At 65.2% G+C, this 21,901-nt stretch carries 23 protein-coding genes; 2 read left to right on the forward strand and 21 right to left on the reverse strand.

The window, feature by feature from the left end:
• Nucleotides 1-6: 6 nt before the first annotated feature.
• From miaA to ACSVIE_RS13370, 5 genes are all read right to left on the reverse strand, one after another.
• Complete coding sequence (gene miaA, locus ACSVIE_RS13350) at nucleotides 7-930, reverse strand: tRNA (adenosine(37)-N6)-dimethylallyltransferase MiaA (protein ID WP_442424157.1); 924 nt, start codon at nucleotides 928-930, stop codon at nucleotides 7-9.
• A gap of 19 nt (nucleotides 931-949) precedes the next feature.
• Nucleotides 950-2,485, reverse strand: coding sequence for a tRNA (N6-isopentenyl adenosine(37)-C2)-methylthiotransferase MiaB (miaB, locus tag ACSVIE_RS13355; RefSeq protein ID WP_442424158.1), 1,536 nt, complete (start codon nucleotides 2,483-2,485; stop codon nucleotides 950-952).
• Nucleotides 2,485-3,027: a regulatory protein RecX gene (locus ACSVIE_RS13360; protein ID WP_426006854.1), complete on the reverse strand. Its 543-nt coding sequence runs from the start codon at nucleotides 3,025-3,027 to the stop codon at nucleotides 2,485-2,487. Before ACSVIE_RS13360 ends, miaB begins: the two co-directional genes overlap by 1 nt.
• Complete coding sequence (gene recA, locus ACSVIE_RS13365; RefSeq protein ID WP_426006852.1) at nucleotides 3,017-4,057, reverse strand: recombinase RecA; 1,041 nt, start codon at nucleotides 4,055-4,057, stop codon at nucleotides 3,017-3,019. Before recA ends, ACSVIE_RS13360 begins: the two co-directional genes overlap by 11 nt.
• Before the next feature lie 305 nt (nucleotides 4,058-4,362).
• Complete coding sequence (locus ACSVIE_RS13370; RefSeq protein ID WP_426006850.1) at nucleotides 4,363-4,587, reverse strand: DUF3046 domain-containing protein; 225 nt, start codon at nucleotides 4,585-4,587, stop codon at nucleotides 4,363-4,365.
• A gap of 42 nt (nucleotides 4,588-4,629) precedes the next feature.
• Between ACSVIE_RS13370 and ACSVIE_RS13375 the strand changes: the two genes are divergently transcribed.
• Entirely contained in the window at nucleotides 4,630-5,175 is a 546-nt protein-coding gene (locus ACSVIE_RS13375) for a MarR family winged helix-turn-helix transcriptional regulator (protein WP_426006849.1), read from the forward strand.
• 131 nt (nucleotides 5,176-5,306) lie between these two features.
• Here ACSVIE_RS13375 and ACSVIE_RS13380 read toward each other — a convergent pair whose 3' ends face one another.
• The 7 genes from ACSVIE_RS13380 to ACSVIE_RS13410 form a co-directional block, all read right to left on the reverse strand.
• A complete protein-coding gene (locus ACSVIE_RS13380; RefSeq protein WP_223936578.1) occupies nucleotides 5,307-5,741 on the reverse strand; it encodes a helix-turn-helix domain-containing protein in 435 nt (144 codons plus the stop codon).
• Between the two features lie 139 nt (nucleotides 5,742-5,880).
• The gene (locus tag ACSVIE_RS13385; protein ID WP_426006848.1) at nucleotides 5,881-6,396 is read right to left on the reverse strand and encodes a CinA family protein; all 516 of its coding nucleotides are present in this window, start codon (nucleotides 6,394-6,396) and stop codon (nucleotides 5,881-5,883) included.
• Nucleotides 6,393-6,995, reverse strand: coding sequence for a CDP-diacylglycerol--glycerol-3-phosphate 3-phosphatidyltransferase (gene pgsA / locus ACSVIE_RS13390; protein ID WP_426006846.1), 603 nt, complete (start codon nucleotides 6,993-6,995; stop codon nucleotides 6,393-6,395). The genes ACSVIE_RS13385 and pgsA overlap by 4 nt, the downstream gene beginning before the upstream one ends.
• 38 nt (nucleotides 6,996-7,033) lie before the next feature.
• A complete protein-coding gene (locus ACSVIE_RS13395; protein ID WP_442424159.1) occupies nucleotides 7,034-9,880 on the reverse strand; it encodes a DNA translocase FtsK in 2,847 nt (948 codons plus the stop codon).
• Nucleotides 9,881-9,956: 76 nt separating this feature from the next.
• On the reverse strand, nucleotides 9,957-11,648 hold the full coding sequence (locus tag ACSVIE_RS13400) for a ribonuclease J (protein ID WP_442424160.1): 1,692 nt from the start codon (nucleotides 11,646-11,648) through the stop codon (nucleotides 9,957-9,959).
• A gap of 26 nt (nucleotides 11,649-11,674) precedes the next feature.
• On the reverse strand, nucleotides 11,675-12,586 hold the full coding sequence (dapA, locus tag ACSVIE_RS13405; protein ID WP_442424161.1) for a 4-hydroxy-tetrahydrodipicolinate synthase: 912 nt from the start codon (nucleotides 12,584-12,586) through the stop codon (nucleotides 11,675-11,677).
• A 61-nt stretch (nucleotides 12,587-12,647) separates the two neighbouring features.
• Complete coding sequence (locus ACSVIE_RS13410; RefSeq protein WP_426006838.1) at nucleotides 12,648-12,983, reverse strand: hypothetical protein; 336 nt, start codon at nucleotides 12,981-12,983, stop codon at nucleotides 12,648-12,650.
• A 116-nt stretch (nucleotides 12,984-13,099) separates the two neighbouring features.
• Between ACSVIE_RS13410 and ACSVIE_RS13415 the strand changes: the two genes are divergently transcribed.
• Nucleotides 13,100-14,335, forward strand: a complete 1,236-nt coding sequence (locus tag ACSVIE_RS13415; RefSeq protein WP_426006836.1) for a heparan-alpha-glucosaminide N-acetyltransferase domain-containing protein — start codon at nucleotides 13,100-13,102, stop codon at nucleotides 14,333-14,335.
• Here ACSVIE_RS13415 and ACSVIE_RS13420 read toward each other — a convergent pair.
• From ACSVIE_RS13420 to ACSVIE_RS13460, 9 genes are read right to left on the reverse strand one after another with little or no spacing between them, the layout of a single operon-like run.
• A complete protein-coding gene (locus ACSVIE_RS13420) occupies nucleotides 14,314-14,799 on the reverse strand; it encodes a hypothetical protein (RefSeq protein ID WP_426006835.1) in 486 nt (161 codons plus the stop codon). The genes ACSVIE_RS13415 and ACSVIE_RS13420 overlap by 22 nt on opposite strands.
• 1 nt (nucleotide 14,800) lies before the next feature.
• Nucleotides 14,801-15,559, reverse strand: coding sequence for a 4-hydroxy-tetrahydrodipicolinate reductase (gene dapB / locus ACSVIE_RS13425; protein WP_426006833.1), 759 nt, complete (start codon nucleotides 15,557-15,559; stop codon nucleotides 14,801-14,803).
• Nucleotides 15,560-15,600: 41 nt separating this feature from the next.
• The gene (locus tag ACSVIE_RS13430; RefSeq protein ID WP_426006832.1) at nucleotides 15,601-16,056 is read right to left on the reverse strand and encodes a molybdenum cofactor biosynthesis protein MoaE; all 456 of its coding nucleotides are present in this window, start codon (nucleotides 16,054-16,056) and stop codon (nucleotides 15,601-15,603) included.
• Nucleotides 16,046-16,549 (reverse strand): MogA/MoaB family molybdenum cofactor biosynthesis protein, encoded by a 504-nt coding sequence (locus ACSVIE_RS13435; protein WP_442424162.1) that lies wholly within the window; start codon nucleotides 16,547-16,549, stop codon nucleotides 16,046-16,048. The genes ACSVIE_RS13430 and ACSVIE_RS13435 overlap by 11 nt, the downstream gene beginning before the upstream one ends.
• Complete coding sequence (moaC, locus tag ACSVIE_RS13440) at nucleotides 16,546-17,085, reverse strand: cyclic pyranopterin monophosphate synthase MoaC (protein ID WP_426006828.1); 540 nt, start codon at nucleotides 17,083-17,085, stop codon at nucleotides 16,546-16,548. Before moaC ends, ACSVIE_RS13435 begins: the two co-directional genes overlap by 4 nt.
• Entirely contained in the window at nucleotides 17,073-18,287 is a 1,215-nt protein-coding gene (locus ACSVIE_RS13445) for a molybdopterin molybdotransferase MoeA (RefSeq protein ID WP_442424163.1), read from the reverse strand. Before ACSVIE_RS13445 ends, moaC begins: the two co-directional genes overlap by 13 nt.
• A 56-nt stretch (nucleotides 18,288-18,343) precedes the next feature.
• Nucleotides 18,344-19,906, reverse strand: coding sequence for a molybdopterin-dependent oxidoreductase (locus ACSVIE_RS13450; RefSeq protein WP_442424164.1), 1,563 nt, complete (start codon nucleotides 19,904-19,906; stop codon nucleotides 18,344-18,346).
• Nucleotides 19,903-21,162 carry a sensor histidine kinase gene (locus ACSVIE_RS13455; protein ID WP_442424165.1) on the reverse strand — a complete coding sequence of 420 codons (1,260 nt, stop codon included), beginning with the start codon at nucleotides 21,160-21,162 and terminating at the stop codon, nucleotides 19,903-19,905. Before ACSVIE_RS13455 ends, ACSVIE_RS13450 begins: the two co-directional genes overlap by 4 nt.
• Nucleotides 21,149-21,886, reverse strand: coding sequence for a response regulator transcription factor (locus ACSVIE_RS13460; RefSeq protein WP_426006821.1), 738 nt, complete (start codon nucleotides 21,884-21,886; stop codon nucleotides 21,149-21,151). The genes ACSVIE_RS13455 and ACSVIE_RS13460 overlap by 14 nt, the downstream gene beginning before the upstream one ends.
• Nucleotides 21,887-21,901 lie beyond the last annotated feature (15 nt).

Consider the following 21,901-nt stretch of genomic DNA (forward strand, 5'->3'; position numbering starts at 1 on the left):
CAGAAATCAGCCGTTCCCTGCCACTGCTGCAGCCTGGACGGCGAGGTCCGGCAGGTTCCAGTCCAACCAGGTGATCCGCGGATCCGCACGGAACCACGTCAGCTGCCGTTTGGCGAACTGCCTCGTAGCCACGATCGTTTCCTCTGCTGCCTGGTCAACGCCGGATGTGCCGTCCAGGACTTTCAGGAACTGCGAATACCCCAACGCGCGCGACGCCGTCTTGCCCTTGCGGAGTCCCGCCCGGTCCAGTCGCTCGACTTCTGCCTGCAATCCGGCATCCACCATGCGATGCACGCGGGTGGCCAACCGGCTGCGAAGCTCGTCCCGTTCCACGGACAGCCCAATCTGGACCGCCGGCTGGAAGTACTCCCGCTGGGGCATGAACGAACTGAACGGCCGGCCGGTGAGTTCGTGGACTTCCAACGCGCGGATGACACGCCGGGCGTCGGTGAGACGTGCAGCAGACACCGGGTCAACGCCCGCCAGCCGGGCCTGGAGGAACGCAAGGCCGTGGATGGTGAGCTGGTCCTCCAATTGCTTCCTCAGCACCGGGTTCGTTCCCGGAAATTCCAGCACGTCAAGGGCAGCGCGGATGTAGAGCCCTGAGCCGCCCACCAAAATCGCCCGTTTTCCCCTGGAATGGATGTCCCGGATGGCCGCGCGGCACTGATCCTGAAAGGCAGCCACGCTGGCTTCCTCCGTGACATCCATGATGTCCAGAAGGTGGTGCGGCACGCCTTCCCGCTCGGCCTCGGTGATCTTGGCCGTGCCGATGTCCATGCCGCGGTAGAACTGAAGCGCATCACCGTTGATGACCTCCCCGCCAAGAGCACGTGCAAGCTGGACTCCGAGGTCGGACTTGCCTGAACCCGTAGGCCCAACAATGGCGATCACGGGCGGATGGAGCGGCCGTGGGGTCGGTGGAGCCATGGAGTGTCCCCGCCGCCGCTCAGGCGCGGCGGGCAGGCAGCGACGGCATCCCGAGGGATACGCCCGTCTTCCCGGCACCGGCACCTGGGGCGGGCACCCCACACGTCTCCGCCTGGGCACGGTCCCACGCGTCTCCGGCGCGGGACCTCCGCAGGTGATACTCCGCCGGGCCTGCAGGGTCGGCAATGAGGTGGAAAGCTGCGGCTTCAGTGATGGTCACCGTCACGAAATCACCCGGACGGGGTGTCTCGGCTCCTTCCGGCACCGAAAAATGCACCAGGCGCTGGTCCTTGGACCGGCCCGACAGCCTGTGGGTCTCCCCAGCTTTCCGGCCGGACTGGGCAGTCACCAGAATCTCCACCTCCTGGCCGAGCTGCCTGGCGTTCTCCTCAGCAGCGATGCGGTCCTGAAGGGCCGTCAAGCGTTCGAAACGCTCCTGCACCACGGCCTTGGGCAGCTGGTCCGGAAGGTCGGCTGCCGGGGTTCCGGGACGCTTTGAGTACTGGAAGGTAAACGCCGAGGAGAACCGTGATTTCCCGACGACGTCCAGGGTCGCCTGGAAGTCTTCTTCGGTCTCTCCCGGGAACCCGACGATGATGTCGGTGGTAATGGCAGCGTTGGGGATGCGCTCCCGCACTTTGTCCAGGATGCCGAGGAACCGGCTGGACCGGTACGAGCGGCGCATGTCCTTGAGGACCTTGTCCGAGCCGGACTGCAGCGGCATGTGCAGTTGCGGCATCACGTTGTGCGTTTCCGCCATGGCGTCGATGACGTCGTCCGTGAAGGCAGCAGGGTGGGGGCTGGTGAAGCGAACGCGTTCCAGGCCTTGGATGTCGCCGCAGGCGCGGAGCAGTTTGGAGAATGCCTGGCGGTCGCCGAACTCCACCCCGTAGGAGTTGACGTTCTGGCCCAGGAGCGTGACTTCCACGGCGCCGTCGTCAACGAGGGCCTGGATCTCGGCCAGGATCTCGCCCGGTCGCCTGTCCTTCTCCTTGCCGCGGAGCGAGGGGACGATGCAGAACGTGCAGGTGTTGTTGCATCCTACTGAGATCGAAACCCAACCCGAGTAGACGGAGTCTCGCTTGGTGGGGAGTGTGGAAGGAAAGACATCCAGCGACTCCAGGATTTCCAGCTGGGCCTCGTTGTTGTGCCTCGCGCGGTTAAGCAGCGCCGGGAGGGCACCAACATTGTGCGTGCCAAACACTGCATCGACCCAGGGCGCCTTGCGGACGATCGTGTCCCGGTCCTTCTGTGCCAGGCAACCGCCTACCGCAATCTGCATGCCCGGGTTGGCAGCCTTCACCTGCCTCAGCTGGCCCAGGTTGCCGTAAAGCTTATTGTCCGCGTTTTCACGGACGGCGCAGGTATTGAAGACAACGACGTCGGCCAGCTCACCTTCAGCAGGGATGTAACCGGCTTCTTCCAGCAATCCGGCCATGCGCTCGGAATCGTGGACGTTCATCTGGCAACCGAACGTCCGGACCTGATAGGTACGCGGCCCGGATGAAGGCTGAACGGGTTCTGCTGCTGAAGGGGAAGGAATGGTCAAACTCACTACTCAAGGGTACCGGCTTCCGCCAGCACCTCTCCTACGATCCTGAACGCCATGGAGGGCGCGTATCCCTTGCGGGCCAGCATGGATGCCAACCTGCGCGTTTGCTTGTCCCGTTCTGCCCGGTCAGACAGATCCAGCCCCGGCCGCAGCTTGCGCTCCACCAGGTCCCTGGCGGCCGCTTCCTCGTCCTGGTCGGACACCTGGGCCAATGCGTCTTCTGCGTCCTCCGGCTCAATGCCTTTGTCTGCAAGCTCACGACGGAGTGCCCCCTTGGCCAACTTCCTGGTCTGGGAGCGGCTTCGGACCCACATCCGGGCAAACTCTGCATCATCAATCAGCTGGACTTCTTCGAAGCGGTCAAGGACTGCTTCCGCCACGTGCTCCGGGACATGACGTTCAGCCAGCTTCCGGGACAGCTGCAGCCGGCTGCGCGGCGCCATCGTCAACTGTCTCAGGACGATGGCGCGCGCGATGGACTCCGGGTCGGGCTCAGGATCACCGGCAACGGAGGAGTCCGGGTCCGGCCCACGCCTAGCCGTCAACGGCCTTCAGCTTGGGTGAATCTTCCTCAGGCTTGACGCCGACACCGAGCTTCTCCTTGATGAGGCGCTCAAGTTCCTGGGCGAGCTCCGGGTTATCCCGCAGGAAGCGACGGGAGTTCTCCATGCCCTGGCCCAGTTGATCGCCATCATAGGTGAACCAGGAACCGGATTTCTTGATGATGCCGTGCTCCACACCCATGTCAATGATGCCGCCCTCGCGGGAGATGCCCTGCCCGTAGATGATGTCGAACTCGGCCAGCTTGAAGGGAGGGGCCATCTTGTTCTTGACGATCTTGGCCTTGGTCCGGTTGCCGACAGAGTCAGCACCTTCCTTCAGCGTTTGGATGCGCCGGACGTCGATACGCACTGACGCGTAGAACTTCAAGGCCTTGCCACCGGTAGTTGTTTCCGGTGAACCGAAGAAGACACCGATCTTCTCGCGTAGCTGGTTGATGAAGATGGCCGTGGTCTTGGTTTGGCTCAGCCGGCCGGTGATCTTTCGCAGGGCCTGGCTCATGAGTCGTGCCTGGAGACCGACGTGGGAGTCGCCCATTTCGCCTTCGATTTCGGCGCGTGGAACCAGGGCTGCCACGGAGTCGATGACGATGATATCCAGGGAGCCGGAGCCGACCAGCATGTCCATGATCTCCAGCGCCTGTTCACCCGTATCCGGCTGGGACACCAGGAGCGCGTCCGTGTCCACCCCGAGCTTGGCGGCGTAGTCCGGGTCAAGCGCGTGTTCGGCGTCGATGAAGGCTGCGATGCCTCCATTTCGCTGTGCGTTAGCCACCGCGTGCAGGGCAACCGTGGTCTTACCAGAGGATTCAGGGCCGTAGATTTCCACGACGCGGCCGCGGGGAAGTCCGCCGATGCCCAGGGCGACATCCAAGGCGATGGATCCTGTGGGGATGACCTCGATCGGTGCGCGGGTGTCATCACCCAGCCGCATGATGGAGCCTTTACCGAACTGCTTGTCGATCTGGGCCAGCGCTGCCTCGAGCGCCTTCTCACGATCCGGGGTTGCCGCCATGGTTCACACCTCTGATGCTTTCTCGCTGTGGAGTGGCCTGAACGGCCGCTTTCCTGTCACCTCAGACGCTATTACTGCGCCCTGACATTTTTAGGTGCCGGTGTTGGCTATGTGGATAACAGCGGCCGCCGGATGCCTTGGAATGCGTCGTCCAGGATCAATTTTCCTCTGTGAGGAGCATATCCCCATCCGAACAGATATTCGAACAACGTCACGGCGTGTCACGGAACCGCCGCGTCACGGAACCGCCGTGCCGGCAATCCACGATCCCTTTGCCGGAACCAATGCCGATGGGCCGGCCTTCGCTAGCTCGCGGAGGGCTTGATGTCCCTCCCGAGCCGACGCTCCGGAGGAACGTCCTGGACATCGCAAAGTGCCAGCCAAACATCCCTGGGATCGAAACCGGCGGCGAGGGCATCCACCGCGGTCCGGCCGCCAACGCCCGCCAGCACCAGGGACGATGCAAGGACACGGGAGTAGCCGGCACCGAATTCATCGTCCATCAAACGCCAAAAGTCACTTGCCCTCACGGATAGAGTCTCTCATGCCCTGCGGACTCTAGAATGGTTGCCATGAGCAATCCCCACCAGAGCACGCAGGCGCCCGGCGTGCCGGGCGACGACGTTGATGACGCCCTCCAGCAGGTGGAACACCAGCTGAGCCTGCTCTGGCGCCGCGCGCGCTCGATCTCCCACCAGCTGTCCCGGCAGGTACACCCGGACATGGAACCGGCCGCCTATGGACTGCTGACCATCATCCGCAGGGAAGGTCCCATCCGCCTGACCGACCTTGCCTCTTGTATCGGTGTTGGCAAGCCTTCCGTCAGCCGCCAGATAGCTTTCCTCGAGAGCATCGGACTGGTCTACAAGGAGGCAGACCCCCAGGACGGGAGGGCACAGTCGATCCGCCTGACGGAAAAGGGCGAGGAAAAGATGCATCAGGTCCAGGACGCACGCCGACAGGTTTTCAGGGAACGGCTGGGCGAGTGGCCGCTGGAAGACGTCCAGGCCCTGGCAGAGTACATGGGGCGCCTGAACGCCGTCTATGGTGACGGCCTGATGAAGGACGCACCCTTCAAGGACAACGAGGCTGCCAATCCCGGGGACACCGCAGCCTGACCCGGGATACACCTGGAAGACCATCTGCCCAACCCCGCCACGCCCCGGGTGGGTCAGCCCCGACACCACACACAAAAAGGTCCCTGGCCTTGCGGCCAGGGACCTTTTGCATTGGTCTGGTGCGTGGACTCCTAGCGGGCTCCGGAGAGCATGCCCTGCGGGAAGTCGTCGGTGAGGTCAAGATCACGACCGTAGCGCTGCGAGAACTCCTGCGGCACGGTGTCCGGAACAGCAACACCTTCAGCAACTGCAACGCGGTCGCTGACCTCGCGCAGCATGCTGGACAGCGGAACGTCCAAGGCGGTGCAGATTGACGAAAGAAGCTCGGAGGAAGCTTCCTTCTGGCCGCGTTCAACCTCACTCAAGTATCCGAGCGAGACACGGGCGCTGTGCGATACCTCGCGAAGCGTGCGGCCCTGACGCTGGCGGACATCGCGCAGTACATCACCGATTTCGTGGCGTAGTACGACCATTTTGCGCTCCTTCTGTTCGCTCTGTGCCTGATCAGCCAAGCCCACATCCTTCCAGCGGACCACGCCGTTTACGGATACGGGCTGCTTTACCATCTGTATCGCCTTGCTCCCTCATTAGTTCCGGTCCGCTGGCTGGCGGGACCGGGTCGGTTTCTACATCCTAGGCGCCCCGGCCTTTCCGAAGCGACACAATGACACAACTATTGGCAATGAGTTTTTGTTCCCGGTTGCTTTACGCACGGTAACCAAGGCCCTCCAACGTATCGAGCAGCCGCGCCAGTGCGCTGCTGCAGGCTTGTTCCCTGATACTTTGCCTGTCCCCCGAAAATGCGTATTCAAACGCTTCCGCTCCTTCCGGTGCAGCCACTCCGATGAAGACCGTGCCCACCTTCTTGCCGTCGTGGGGTTCGGGTCCTGCCACGCCGGTCGTGGAAATTCCTATGTCAGCCCCGCAGGCCCGCCGGGCGCCCTCCGCCATGGCTGCCGCCACTCCCCCGTCCACGGAACCAACGGCATCGAGCAGCGTGCGGGACACTCCAAGGACATCGGCCTTGACGGAGTTCTGGTAGGCCACCACTCCGCCCTGCAGCATCCCGGATGCCCCTGGCGTGCCGGCCAGGGCCGCCGCGACCATGCCGGCTGTCAGCGACTCGGCCGTGGCAACCGTCAGGTGCTTTCCCAGGGCCAAGGCGACGGCCGCCGTCGCTGTTTGGGCAGCAGGCGGTTCCGCTCCCGGGAGGCCGCTCATGCGCGGCGTCCGGCAGCCCGGAGCTTGAGCGCCTGGACCACGTACTCCACTCCGGTCCACAACGTGATCGCCAACGCCAGCATCATGACGCAGAAGGCAACGATAACCAGCCATGGAGCCATGGCTTCCAAAGGCATGATGTAAAGGAAGATGGCAACGGTCTGGACCACGGTCTTCAGCTTCCCGCCGCGGGACGCCGGCATGACGCCGTAACGGATCACGAAGAAGCGCAGGGCGGTAATGCCCCACTCACGGGCAAGGATGAGGATGGTGACCCACCACGGGAGCTCGCCCAGGAAGGACAGCAGGACGAGTGCCGAGCCAATAAGCAGCTTGTCGGCGATGGGATCGGCGATCTTCCCGAAATTGGTGATGAGGCCACGCGCCCGGGCGATGTCGCCGTCGAGCTTGTCCGTGTAGATCGCCACCGCGAAGGCAACCACTGCCGCCCAGCGCCAGAGACCGTCCTGGCCGTTGTCGGCCAGCAGGAACCATACGAAAAACGGAACAAGGACGATGCGGAGCATCGTGAGGATGTTCGGCAGGTTCCAGACGTCGGAGCTGCTGGAAGTGGCGTTGTCACCCTCGGCTGTAGTCACTCCTCTAGGCTACCGTCTGACGGTGTCCCTCCTGAAAATCACCTGCCTGTGAGCGACCAGGCATCCTCACCGTCGTCATCGTCCTTGCGTCCGTCAGCGTCGTCGTAGTAGTCGATGGCCTGGGTCCGGTTGTCGAGGTCTGCGGCGACGACGTCCTCGGCATAACCGCCGACGCCGATGTTCGAGTTTGCGTTATCGCTGAGCGCCGCGGTGTGGGCATCCGGCGCGGCCGGCGCTTCCTGTCCCTTCATGGCGGCCAGGACCGCGGCAAGATCATCCGGCTTCACCAGGACGTCGCGGGCCTTGGAACCCTCGGAGGGTCCCACCACCCCGCGGGACTCCAGCAGGTCCATCAGGCGGCCTGCCTTCGCAAAACCGACGCGGAGCTTGCGCTGCAGCATGGAGGTTGAGCCGAACTGCGTAGTGACCACCAGTTCAGTGGCCTGGAGCAGGACCTCGAGGTCGTCACCAATGTCGTCGTCGATCTGCTTCTTGGGCGCGTCCGCAGCGACGTCGTCGCGGTAGACCGCCTGCAGCTGGCCTTTGACGTGCTCCACGACCTTATGGATTTCCGACTCGGAAACCCAGGCGCCCTGGACGCGCATGGCCTTGGAAGCGCCCATCGGCAGGAAGAGGGCGTCACCCTGGCCGATAAGCTTCTCGGCTCCCGGCTGGTCCAGCACAACCCGTGAGTCCGTGACGGACGAGGTGGCGAAGGCCATGCGGGAGGGCACGTTGGCCTTGATCAGGCCCGTCACGACGTCCACGGACGGACGCTGGGTTGCCAGCACCAGGTGGATGCCGGCGGCGCGGGCAAGCTGCGTGATGCGGACGATGGAATCTTCGACGTCGCGTGGGGCCACCATCATGAGGTCGGCGAGTTCGTCCACGATCACCAGGAGATATGGATAGGGCTTGATGACCCGCTTGGAGTCGACCGGTGGCGTGACCTTGCCGGCCCGGACGGCCTTGTTGAAGTCGTCAATGTGCTTGTAGCCGTAGTTGGCGAGGTCGTCGTAGCGGGCATCCATCTCCCGAACCACCCATTGGAGCGCCTCGGCGGCTTTCTTGGGGTTGGTGATGATGGGAGTGATGAGGTGCGGAACGCCCTCGTACGCCGTGAGTTCAACCCGCTTGGGGTCCACCATGACCATGCGGACTTCGTCAGGCGTGGCCCGCATCAGCAGGGAGGTGATCATCGAGTTCACGAAACTCGACTTACCGGCGCCCGTGGCACCTGCCACCAGGAGGTGGGGCATCTTGGCGAGGTTGGCCACCACGTAGCCGCCCTCGACGTCCTTGCCCACGCCCATGACCATCGGATGGTCCGTACGGCGGGCGTTCTGGCTCCGGAGGACGTCGCCCAGCGAGACGGTTTCGCGGTCCGTGTTGGGGATCTCGATGCCGATCGCAGACTTGCCCGGGATGGGGCTCAGGATGCGGACATCGCTTGAAGCGACGGCGTAGGAGATGTTCTTGGACAGTGCCGTGACACGTTCGACCTTGGTGCCGGGCGACAACTCGATCTCGTAGCGCGTGACCGTAGGACCTCGGCTGAAGCCCGTCACGGTGGCGTCGACGTTGAACTGCGTCAAGGTGTCCGTCAGCGCGGCCACGACGGCGTCGTTGGCCTCGGTGCGCTCCTTGGGAATGGACCCGGGTGTCAGGAAGTCGGAGGCGGGCAGGGTGTACGTGACATCGCCGGCCAACGACAGCTGTTCTGTCCGCTGCGGGATCGGGGTGGGCGGAGGCGGCGGCGTGGCAGGCCTGGCAGGCACCTGGGCTGCCGGCTGGGCCACAGTGTCCGGCGTGAGCACCGGAATCGCTTCCGTGGGATTGTCCAGGCCGGGAGCGGCTGCAAGGCCCTGGGCGGCCTTGATCTTCCCGACGGCGATCTCGGCCTGCGTAGGCCGGCGCACGCCGGGCGGGACGCGGGGCGCGGACGCGGCAGAGGACTCGTCGTCGTCCACCAAGGCATGCTCAAAGGCTTCGTCGCCAACATAGCCTTCCAGCCCTGCTTCGGTCTCCCCGTCCTTGCCGAAGAGCCGCATGCGCTTCTTTTTGCGGGACTTGGCCGCCGGTTCATCCCCGTACAGATAGCTGCGGTCATGGGCGTCGGCACGGGCTTCCTCGAGATCCACTCCCATGAGGTGCTCGTAGGCGGCGCGGATGCGGGACGGGATGGCACCGAACGGGGTCGCCGTCACGATCAGCAGGGACACGAAAGCCAAAAGGCTGTACAGCAGAACCGGAACGGCCGCGTGGATGGCTGCAAGGGGCGAGGCGGCCAGGAAACCGAGCATGCCACCTGCGCGGCGCAAGCCATCGAAGCCTTCAGACACCGTGGGCTGTCCACCAATGATGTGAGCCAGTCCCGATCCTGCGAGGGTCATGATCATGAAGCCAATGCCAACGCGGTTGTTGCCGCGCCCATCCTGCGGCTTTCGGAAGAGGCGGAAGGCGCAGACAAAGAGCATGAGCGGCAGCAGCAGCGTCATCCAGCCGAAGGTGCCGTTGACCACGCTGTAGACGATGTCGGGAAGCCATCCGGTCAGGCCCCACCAGGCGAAGGTGGCAATGGCGATGCCCAGCACAAGGTTGAAGAGGGCGGCGCCGTCCCTGCGGTCCGCTGGGTCGAGGTCGCTGACATCATGGCCGATCCGGCGGACGCCGGCTCCGACGACGTGGCCCACGCCCTGCCAGGCACCGGACACCATGCGCAACGGCAGCGGAGCCTGGACATCGGCTGTTTGCCTGGCGCGGGGAGAGCTGCCCCTGCCGCCCTTTGCTGCCGACGCACTTTTGGATGCAGCGGTGCCCCGGCCCGAGGTGCCGGATTTACTGCTTGAGCTGCCTCGTGGCGTGGATGAAGTACGGGTCGCCATATCTGCCACGCTACCCCAAGGGGGCCTGAAACCAGCGGATTTCAGGCCCCCTTGGGGTATGCATGTTGCCGGAGCGCTAAGCCTCCAGCACGACGGGGATGATCATGGGCCGCCGGCGGAGTTTCCGGTTCACCCAGGTTCCGATGACCCTCCGCACCACTTGTTGCAACTGGTGGTTGGTGTGGTCCGTGTGGTTGAGGACGGCTTCTTCCAACGCCGCGTTGATCTTGGGGATGATTTCGTCGAAGACGGCGTCATCCTCCGCTACGCCCCGGGCATGGATTTCCGGGCCGGAAACAATCTTCCCGGTAGTGCGGTTGATCACCGTGATCACCGAGATGAAGCCCTCGTCGCCCAGGATGCGCCGGTCCTTGAGGTCCGCGTCGGTGATTTCGCCCACGCTGGAGCCATCCACATAGACAAAGCCAACTTCCACCTGGCCAACGATCCTGGCCTTGTGGTCCTTGAGGTCGATCACGCTGCCGTTGTCGCTAAGGATGATTCCTTCAGACGCCACTCCCGATTCCCGGGCGATATTGCCGTTGGCTATCAGGTGACGCGTTTCACCGTGAACCGGCATGGCATTGATCGGCTTCAGGATGTTGTAGCAGTACAGCAGCTCACCGGCCGCTGCGTGGCCGGAAACGTGGACCTTGGCCGTGCCTTTGTGAATGACCTCGGCGCCGAGCTTGAGAAGGCCGTTAATGATGCGGAAGACGGCGTTCTCGTTGCCCGGGATGAGGCTGGACGCCAGGATGACGGTGTCACCCGGGCCCACCACCACCCGGTGGTCTCCGTTGGCCATCCGTGACAGGGCAGCCATGGGTTCGCCCTGCGAACCTGTGGACATCAGGACAACACGGTCGTCGGGCAGGTCATCGATGTTCTTGATGTCCACCAGGATGCCGTCGGGAACGTCCAGGTAGCCAAGCTTCGCGGCGATGGCCATGTTGCGCACCATGGAACGGCCCACGAAAGCTACGTAACGGCCGTGCTTGGACGCTGCGTCGAGGACCTGCTGGACCCGGTGGACGTGAGAGGAGAAGGAAGCGACGATCAGGCGCTTTTTGGCCGTGGCGAACAACCGGTCCAGTGTGGGACCGATTTCCTTTTCGGCCGTGGTGAAACCCGGGACATCGGCGTTGGTGGAGTCCGCCATGAAGAGGTCCACGCCCTCTTCTCCGAGGCGGGCAAAGTGCCGGAGGTCGGTAATGCGGCCGTCCAGTGGCAACTGGTCCATTTTGAAGTCGCCGGTGTGGAGGACTGTCCCGCCCTCCGTCCGGATGAAGACAGCCAGGGCGTCCGGTATGGAGTGGTTGACGGCCACGAATTCACATTCGAACGGACCGAACTGTTCCACCTGGCCCTCGGTGACGGTCAGCGTGTAGGGCTTGATCCGGTGTTCCTGCAGCTTGGCTTCAACAAGCGCCAGGGTCAGCTGGGAGCCGATCAGGGGAATGTCCTGCTTGAGGCGCAGCAAATACGGTACTGCGCCGATGTGGTCTTCGTGGCCGTGGGTCAGCACGACACCGACCACATCGTCCAGGCGGTCTTCGATATAGGAGAAATCGGGCAGGATGAGGTCGACGCCCGGCTGCGTTTCCTCAGGGAAAAGCACGCCGCAGTCAACAACCAGCAGCTTGCCGCCGATCTCGAAGACCGCCATGTTGCGGCCGATCTCCCCCAGCCCGCCGAGCGGAACGATCCGCAGGGTTCCGTTCGGCAGTTTGGGGGGCGTAACCAGGCCGGGAAGGGCGGTTTGGGTCATATTATGCTTCTTTCCGGCAGGCTGTCCTAGACGTTGAAGTCCATCCCAGCTTCTGCCAAATCCCCGCGGATCATGGTGATCTCGGCCTCGTCCGGCTCCACGAGGGGCAAACGGACAACCGAGTTGGGCAGGACTCCCTGCCACTTGAGAATCTGCTTGGCGGCTACGGCGCCCTGGACCCGGGTCATGGTTGCACGCACCACGGGCTCCAGCTCAAAGTTGATGGTCCTCGCCGTGGCGAGGTCGCTGGCGTTCACGGCGTCGATGAGCTCGCGGAAGCGCCTGGTGGCCACATGGGTGGTGACGCCAACCAGGCCAACGGCACCGAGTGCCATCCACTGGAGGGTCAGTCCGTCGTCTCCCGAGTAGAAGAGCAGGTCCGTTTCGGCCATGACCCGGGTGGCGGCGGCAAAGTCCGCCTTGGCGTCCTTCACGGCCACGATGTTCTGGTGCCTGGCCAGCCTGATCATGGTTTCGGGCGCAATCTGGATGGACGAACGGCCCGGAATGTCATACAGCATGACCGGCAGGTCCGTGGCAGACGCCACTGTTTCGAAGTGCGCCTGAACGCCTGCCTGGCTCGGCTTGTTGTAGTACGGGGTGACGATCAGGAGACCGTCGACGCCGACCTCCGCCGCACGCTGCGAAAGGTGCACCGAGTGCGCGGTGTCGTTGGTGCCGGTTCCGGCGATGATGGCGGCCTTTCCGCCGACGGCTTCCTTGACCGCGCGGAACATGCCGACGTTTTCCTCGTCAGTGAGGGTGGACGTCTCTCCCGTGGTTCCGGTGACCACGAGGCCGTCGCAGCCATCTGCCACAAGCTTTTCCGCCAATGCCGCGGCCTGGTCGTAGTCGACCTTGCCGTCCTCGCTGAACGGGGTGACCATTGCGGTCAGCAGGGTACCAAGTGCAGGAACAGAGGCGCGGGAGTCAGACATAAGAAAAACGTTACCTTGTGACGGGCGTGTTACGGGAATGGGACTCCCGTGATGGCCATCATCAGGCCGGGCGCCGGAACCTTGAGGGTGCCTCCCCACAGTAGTGCGCCACGGCCCGCTCCTTCAGCTGCTCCGCCCATGCAACAAGCTTCTGCGACGCCCGGACGTACTCGAACAGCTCCAGCGGCGTCAGGGCATCGAGGTCTGTTTCGGCCAGGCGGCGGGCCAGTTCAGCCCCAGGCGCCTGCTCTGAAAGCACTGCGCCTTCCCTGCGCCACTGGACGTCTTCCGGCGGTTCTCCCGCAACCAACTGCCGGAAGAGGAAGTCGACCACGCCGGGGCTCATGGCCTTCATGGGCCCGCTGAGACCTTCCAGCGCCTTCGGGTCATCGTTCATGCAGCCATGGTATTCGAACATATATTCGAAGACAAGGAGGAGGGCGGAAGGGGGGCACAGGCTTGCCAGGCTATGCCGCACAGCCGCCACCCAGCACTGCGTGAGAACATCTGAGCATGACTTCACAAGAGACTGCGCCGCCGAACCGGAGGGTCTCTGGAGGTGGGGGTGCCGCACCCCGCCTCACGGGCATTGACGCGGCCCGGGGCGTTGCCTTGCTGGGCATGATGGCCACGCACCTGATGCCGACGTTCGGCCCCTCGCCCGGATGGGAGCCCACCTGGATCGGTCTGACGTTCTCCGGGAGATCGGCGGCCCTGTTTGCTGTGCTGGCAGGCGTGGGACTGGCCCTGGGCACGGGAAAGCAGGACCCCCGGCACGGAAGCAGCCTCCGGGCCGCCCGCGGAGGCGTCGCGATGCGCGCGCTGGTGATTGCCGTCGTCGGGCTTTCCCTGGGCGGGCTCGAAGTGAACATCGCCATCATCCTGGTCCACTACGCGCTGTTGTTCCTGTGCATCCTTCCGTTCCTGGGGTTGCGCGCCAAGGCACTTTGGTGGTGGGCGCTCGGCTGGATCCTGGTGGCACCTTTCCTTGCCTATCTGGTCCGGCCCCTCCTGCTGGACGCGACCCCGCCCCTGCAACTGGGCCACAACCCCATGGGCGAAGACCTTCAGACCCCTGGCCGCCTGCTGGCCGACCTGTTCTTTACCGGGTACTACCCTGTCTTCCAGTGGATTGGCTACCTGCTGCTCGGCCTGGCTGCAGGACGCATGGCCCTGGCCACGGCAAGGGCGCGGTGGCTGCTGCTGGGAGGTGGCGTTGCCGTGGCAGTCGTGGCAAAAACGGCAGGGTTCCTGGCCATGGAACAGTGGGGCGGCAGGCCGGCGCTCGAGGCGATCCCTGGAACCCGCGGGTATCCGCTGGAGAGCATGCTGCAGGTCAACCTGACCGGGCTGAGGCAGGTGGACTCATGGTGGTGGCTCGCCACGGCGGCACCCCATGCAGGCACCACCCTGGACTTGCTGCACACCGGCGGGGTGGCAGCGGCAGTCATCGGGTTGTTCCTGATCCTTGGTTCCCTGGCAGAGCGCCTCAACGTCAACTTCCTGCTGGTGCTGAGCGGTCCGGGGGCGATGACGCTGACGCTGTACTCCCTGCACGTGTGGATCGTGTCCGGCTTCCATGAGCAGCCCCTGCCGGCAGGATGGACTGCCGAGGGCATGTACTGGGCCCAGGCCTTGGGAGCGGTGGCCATCGGCATGACCTTTGCGCTGCTCAGGCGGCGCGGGCCCCTTGAATGGCTCGCCCACCAGGCCGCAAGCCTGGGCAGTTACCGCCCGGCGGTCGGCTGAGCCCGGAAGAGCTTGACGGCGTCGCGCATGGAGGCCCGTGCCCTCTTGCGGTCCCCGGAAGCGTCATAGGCACAGCTGAGCCGGAACCACGAGCGCCAGTCTTCAGGGGCGGCTTCGGCTTCTGCCCGGTACTTTTCGAATTCCGCATCGGCTGCAGCCCTGACGATGCGGCCTCCGGGCGTGCGTGGCAGGTTGTCCACCGGCAGGCCTCCCTCCGACTCCAGCACCTTCGCCATTTGTTCGGTGCGGGCACCGAACAGCAACTCGCGGATGAGCGCCCACGCGCCGATGATGGGCAGGACCAAGTAGGCAGCACCGATGCCCTTGGCCATCAGGTTGGGGTCGCCCAGCAACAGCAGCGACCGCTGCAGCGACACCACCAGGTACAGCACCAGCAGCAAGGTGATGGCGCCGACCCAGATCTTGGTCCGGTTGCGCTTCAGGGTCTCCCAGGCCGTGGCCATGCTAGAGCCCCAGGTCCAGGTAGCCGTCCAAACCGACCGTCAGGCCAGGGTGGGACGCGACCTTGCGCAGGCCAAGCAGGACGCCGGGCATGAAGGACGCCCGGTCGAAGGAGTCGTGGCGCAGGGTGAACTGTTCACCGGGTCCCCCGAGCAGCACTTCCTGGTGTGCCACCAGTCCACGGAGCCGGACACTGTGGACGCGGACGCCGTCAACATCGCAGCCCCGGGCTCCGTCCAGGGCGGTCTCCGTGGCGTCGGGGCTGGCGGGGACTCCTGCGTCCTTCCGGGCCTCTGCGATCAGCTGCGCCGTGCGCACTGCGGTTCCCGACGGCGCATCCACCTTGTTGGGGTGGTGCAGCTCAATGATTTCCACGGATTCGAAGTATTGGGAGGCCTTGGCAGCGAAGGCAGAAGCAAGGACCGATCCAAGCGCGAAGTTGGGTGCAATCAGGACGCCGGTGTCCGGCTTCTGCTCCAGGAGGCCGGCCAGGGAGGCAAGCTTCCGGGCGTCCCAGCCAGTGGTTCCCACCACGGCGTGGATGCCGTGCTCCACGGCGAACCGGACGTTGGTCTCCGTGGTGTCCGGAACGGTGAGGTCGACAATGTACCGCGCACCTGCATCGAGCAGCGTTTCCAGGGAATCGCCCCGGCCCAGGGAGGCCACGAGCTTCATGTCTTCGGCCGCTTCCACGGCTTTGACGGCTTCGATCCCCATGCGCCCGTGGGCGCCCAGCACTGCTACGGCAAGTTGTTCGGTCATGCCGTTAACCCTACCGCCGGGCCGGGTTCGGGACGGAACCGTTACTCCCCTGCGCCCACCCATTCGACGGTGCCGTCGCTGAAGAACTGTTCCTTCCAGATCGGGACCCGGGCCTTGATCCGGTCCACCAGTTCCGAGCAGACGGCGAACGCCTGTCCGCGGTGTGCAGCAGCCACGGCGCACACCAGCGCAGGATCGCCGATCTCCAGCATGCCGATCCTGTGGGCGGCCCAGATCCGGACCGGCCGTTCTGCTTCGCCCGAGTGCTCGGCGACCAGTTCGGCCACGACCTCGGACATCACAGCGTGCGCTGTGGGGTGCGCGCTGTAGCTCAGCCGGTCCACTGCCTTGCCGGAGTCGTGGTTGCGGACCACGCCGCTGAAGCTGACCACGGCCCCCGACGTATCCGACTCGACGGCGGCAATCGCCTGGTCCACGGAGATGGGCTCAGCGCTGAGGACGGCGCTGACCACTTCAAAATTAGTTTCAGTGCCCATGGCTTCCTTCCAATTGGTCACAAAGATGTCCGATCACGGGATCCAGGACGGCCAGCCCATCCATGACGCCTTTGGGCGACCCCGGAAGATTGATGATAAAAGTCCTGCCGGCCGCACCTGCGTGGCCACGGCTCAACATCGCCATGGGAGTTTTGGCCGCTCCGGCACGGCGGATGCCTTCCATGATGCCCGGAATTTCCCGGTCCAGTAGCGGCAGCGTCATTTCCGGCGTGCGGTCGTCAGGGCTGAGGCCGGTGCCTCCGCTGGTGATCACGACGGCGGGCTGCTGGGTCAGGAGCGCACGCAGCGCGGCTCCGACGGGCTCGCCATCGGGCACCACCATGGCAGGAAACGTCTCGAAGCCGTGCTCCCTCAGCCAGTCCACGATGACCGGCCCGGTGTCGTCGGCATAAATGCCCGCGGCGGCACGCGTCGAGGCAATGACCACCCCTGCCCTGCGGGGGCTGTGTCCCTGGGGTTCACACGCGCTCATTGCCCGGTACCTTCAGACCCGGCGTGTGCGTCCTTGGCTTGGCGGGTCCAGTCCCCGCTCTTGCCGCCGCTCTTGGCAAGCACCTGGATGTCCGTCAGGACAGCGTGCTTGTCCACGGCCTTGATCATGTCGTACACGCTCAGCGCCGCGACCGAAGCAGCCGTCAGCGCCTCCATCTCGACGCCGGTGACTCCCCTGGTCTTGACAGTCGCCAGAATGCCCACTGAATCGGTCCCCAGTTCGAAGTCGATGGTCACTTTGGACAGAGGCAGCGGGTGGCAGAGCGGGATAAGCTCCGGGGTCTTTTTGGCCGCCATGATCCCGGCTACACGGGCGACGGCGAGCGCGTCGCCTTTGGGCAGTTCGCCCGCTCCGAGGAGGGCCAGGACGTCGGGGGTGCTGTGGACTGTGGCAGTGGCGGTGGCTTCACGCGTGGTGACGGCTTTGTCGGAGACATCAACCATCTGCGCCGTGCCGTCGTGCCGGAGGTGGGTGAGGCCGCCGTGGTGGCTGGGGTTGTGGTTCACAGCATCCATACTTCCACTTCCGCGCCTTCCGGCAGTTCCGTGACGTGGGCAGGGATGTGCACCAGTGCATTGGAAGTGGCCAACGCATGGACCAGGTGCGAACCCGGTCCGCCGATCAACCGGACCGTGCCGCCGCCGTCCAGGTATCCCCTGCGCACCTGGTGTTTGCCGGCGGGCGACGTGAGTGGTTCGGCAAGGCAAGCGCGCAGTACGGGCCGCGCCGCCGGCGAGCCATGGACGCTGCCAAGGGCGGGGCGGAGGAACATCTCGAAGGACACGAGGCAGCTGACGGGGTTTCCGGGAAAACCAAGGAAAGGTGTCCCGTGGAAACGGCCGATTCCCTGTGGGCCGCCGGGCTGCATCGCCACGGGGACAAACTCCACGGCGTGGCCGTCCATGGCCTGGCGCACTACCTCGTAGGCCCCTTTGCTGACACCGCCGGTGGTGACGATCAGGTCCACCTGTGCTGCATGTTCTTCCAGGACGGCCAGCAGCTTCCGGGGATCGTCGTCGGCGATCCCCGCGCGCAGGACATGGAGTCCGGCCTGGCGCATGGATGCTTCCAGCAGCGTGCTGTTGGAGTCGTAGATCTTTCCCACGGCGAGGGCCCGGCCCGGTTCCACCACTTCGTCGCCGGTAGTGAGCAGGAGGACGCGCAGGGGCCGGCGGACTTCTACGGTGGCCAGGCCCAGCGCAGCCAGGAGCCCCAGTTGGCCGGGGCCCAGCCGCGTACCTGCGGGAAGGGCCAGCGCGCCGGCAGGGATGTCGCTTCCCGCCTGCCTGATGTAGGTGCCCGGCGCGGTGGCGGGCAGGGCGACCATCGCGTCATCCTGGCCGGCCGGCGGGAAGGAATCGGGCTCGGCGGCCTCGATGGGGACCACGGCGTCAGCACCTTCGGGGATCATGGCCCCGGTCATGATCGGGGCCGCACTTCCGCGTTCCAGGGGTGCCGGCGCCGCCCCGGCGGGGACCGGGTCCGCCACCCTGAGCTCCGCGCCGCCGTCGGGCAGGTCTGATGAGTTGACGGCAAAGCCGTCCATTTGCGAGTTGGCAAAAGGCGGCAGGTCAAGGGGTGCGTAGAGGTCGACGGCGAGTACCCGGCCCAGTGCGTCCAGCAACGGAAGGTGCTCCCCGGCCGGGTGCCCGGCCCCTGTAGTCAGCAGTTCCGCCACTGCTGCCTGGTGGGCAGCAACAGATCTGGGCACGGGCATCCTCCTGTGGTGACTGTCGGTTCCCGGAGTCTACCCGGACGTGGGAGCGGAGAGCCTCATGTGACCTTGATAGTGACGGTGTGGTACCCCGTTGCGCCGTCGGGGGCGACGCGGGCACGCTCTTCCACCTGCGGCCGGCCTGACGCGTCCGTCGCGCGGACCTGCACCTCGTAGTCGCCGGGTGTGAGGTCAACGGCGTGCTGCCACTGGTACCACGTATCCGCGGAGATTCCCGGCGCCAGTGCCGCTTCCTGCCAAGGCCCCCTGTTGACGCGCATTTCCACACGCTCGATGCCCCGGTGCTGCGCCCAGGCCACGCCACCAAACTGCACCGTTCCGGCCCTGACGGAACGGCCGCTGCGGGGAACGTCGATGCGCGACTGCGTCTTGACAGGGCCACGCTCACTCCAGCCGCGTGTGCTCCAGTAAGCCTTCTCATCCGCGAAACGGGTGACCTTGAGCTCCGTCAACCACTTGGTCGCGGACACAAAACCGTAGAGTCCCGGAACAACCATCCGAACGGGAAAGCCGTGTTCAAGCGGCAAGGGTTCGCCATTCATGCCAACCGCCAGGAGTGCATCCCGGCCGTCCGTGAGGGCCTCCAGCGGAGTGCTGGCCGTCCAGCCGTCGTTGCTGGTGGACAGGACCATATCCGCAGCGGACGTGGGACGCGCCATGGCCAGCAGTTCGCGGACCGGCCAGCCCAACCACAGCGCGTTGCCGATCAGGTCGCCGCCCACTTCGTTGGAAACGCAGGCGATGGTGATGTGGCGCTCTGTCATGGGCTTGGACAGCAGGGCCGCAAAGTCGAGTTCGAGGTCCTGCTCCACCAGGCCGGTGACTTTGAGCTTCCAGGTCGATGGATCAATGGCCGGCACCGCAAGGGCAGTGTCAATACGGTAGAAATCCCGGTTCGGGGTAACAAGGGGGCTGATTCCGTCGATCGGCAGGGCGGCCCCGTCCGGAACGGCCTGGGGTGGCGTAGACGGCTGTGGCAGGACCATGGAACCCCGGAAGCCGGATACCACTGAGGCGGCGCGCGTTACCACGGCGGTGGCGGCACCGGCCACGGCCGCTCCCAGCGAGGTGAGGGCTAGGGCATTGAGGAACCGCCGTCGGGCCAGCGGAGCAGGCTCCTGGTCCGTGGGCTGCCTGTCCTCCCTTGACCCCGGCGGACGGGCCGGCACCCATTCGGCGAGTTTCCGCACCAGCATCCGCAGGACAACCATGGTGGTGACAGCGGCAATCACCGGGGCCACAGCGGCCTGGGGAACAGCCTGGGCGCGCGTGAGGACGGCAGCAAGGCCTGCAGCGCCCGCCACTGCCGAAAGTGCCAGTCCCAGCCCTGCCCTGCGCCGCTCCATGAGTCCGGCGAGTGCAGCAAGCCCTGCCGCGACCAGGACGATGCACACCACCAGCACCAGCTTGTCGGCGGTCCCGAACCACTGGATGGCCAGATCCTTTGCCCAGGGCGGGACAGCGTCGATGACCACACCACCCAGCGCCGTCACGGGTGAAACGAGCGGGCTGAGCAGTCCTGCCACCAACTCGCCTGCGGCAATACCTATGGCGCCCGCGGCGACACCCGCGGCTGCCGCCCAGCGTCCGGGCATCCTCATCTCTTGTCTCCTTGGTCCGCCTTGGCTGCCGGATCCTGCGGGTAGGCATGCCCCGCTGCCGGGCTGCCGTTGGCCCCGCCCGCCGGAAGGGACAGCGCAAACCGGCATCCGCCGTCGATGTTTTCCACCTGAACTGTGCCCCCGTGGGCGTGGACGATTCCTGCCACCATGCTCAGGCCGATTCCAGCGCCACTGTACGAGCCTCCCCGATCCCCGGGGTTTCCCCTGGCGGGGTCCTTTTGCCAGCCGGTCTCAAACAAATGGGGCAGGTCTTCCCCGGCGATGCCACCGCAGTGGTCCTCCACGGCGACCACCGCGTTACCGCCTTCCGGTCCCACCGTGACGCGCACCTTTGCGGGCGGCCTGCTGTAGAGGACGGCGTTGAGGATGATGTTCCGTACGGCCCGGGCGATGCTCGGGCCGTCGGCCACGGCCATGCACTGCCGGTCTCCCCCGCCCACCAAGGTGATGCCGCGCTGGTCGGCCAGGGGTGCAAGGTCGGAAAGCGCATCACTCACCACGTCGTAGAGATCCAGCGGTTCGGTGCGGAGCCTCAGGCTACCGGCCTGGATTTTGGACAATTCCAGCAGGTCGTTCACCATCACGGTCATCTGTTCGGTTTGTCCGATGATCTTCCGGTAGCCGACGGCGACGTCGGGGACCATGCCGTCCTCCAGCGCCTCCGCCATGGCCCTGATGCTTGCCAGTGGTGTCCGCAGATCGTGCGAGATCCACGAGACGAGCTCGCGGCGTGCCGTTTCCATGGCGGCTTCGCGTTCGCGGGACTCGGCAAGGCTGCGGCTGCTCGCTTCCAGTTCCTTGGCGAGTTCGGCAAGCTCCGACGTCATGGCCGGACCGGCGTTCCTGCCGTGGGATGCACCGTCTGCTGCACTGCCACCGGTATGGACATTCCCCAGCGTCTCACCGCGGCCCAGCCTGCGGGCGGCGTCCACCAGCCGGGCGGCGTTCCGTGACACCCCGGCGCCCAGCATGAGTGCCAGCACCACCGCCACCGCGGAGGCGATGGCGAGGATGTACCACATGACTTCGAGGTCGCGGGCGGAAATGAACATGGCGTTGAAGGCACTCACCATGCCGGTGACCAGCACGGCGACGGTGGCCACCACCACCAGGCAGATCTGGGCGAGTACCGAAGCCCCGCGCAGGACCCGAAGCAACAGCAGCGTCAGGGCACCGATCAGGATGGCCCAAAAAAGGATCCACGCCAGGATGGTGGCCAGGTCAGTGCCCTCCATGCCCGGCTCCCTCCGTGTCGAACCGGTAGCCCACACCCCATACCGTTTTCAACAGGACCGGTTTGGTGGGGTTGTCTTCGATCTTCTCCCGAAGCCTGCGGACGTGGACGGTCACTGTGGACAAGTCGCCGAAATCCCAACCCCATACAGCCTTGATGAGCTGCTCCCGGCTGAAGACCTGGTTGGGCCGCCGCAACAGGAATGCCAGCAGGTCGAACTCGCGCACCGTCAGCGACAACTGCTTTCCGTGGTGGGTCACGGTCCGCGACGCCGGGTTGAGATCGAACCCGGCCAGTTCCACACGCGGTTCAGGGCTGAACTCCCTGATGCTGCGGCGCAGGACCGATTTGACCCGCAGCACGAGTTCACGCGGCGAGAAAGGCTTGGTGAGGTAGTCGTCGGCGCCTACCTCGAGGCCCAGGATCCTGTCGTCCTCCGTCCCGAGGGCAGTGACCATGATGACGGGGACGCTCATCGCGGCGCGCAACCGGCGGCAAACTTCCACACCGTCAAGGCCCGGCAGCATCCGGTCGAGGATCACCAAGTCCGGTTCCCTCTCTGCCGCCAGCTTCAGGGCCGTAAATCCGTCGCCGGCCATATCCACTTGGAAGCCGGCGCCCACCAGGTAGTCCCGGACGACGTCCGCGATCACCTGTTCGTCCTCGACGAGCAGGATCCGGCGGTTCCCGGGTTCGGTGGCAGCAGCGGCAGCTTGGGTGGTCACGCTTTCAGCATAGGT

Source organism: Paenarthrobacter sp. NCHU4564 (assembly GCF_052156435.1).
Classification (GTDB): Bacteria; Actinomycetota; Actinomycetes; order Actinomycetales; family Micrococcaceae; genus Arthrobacter.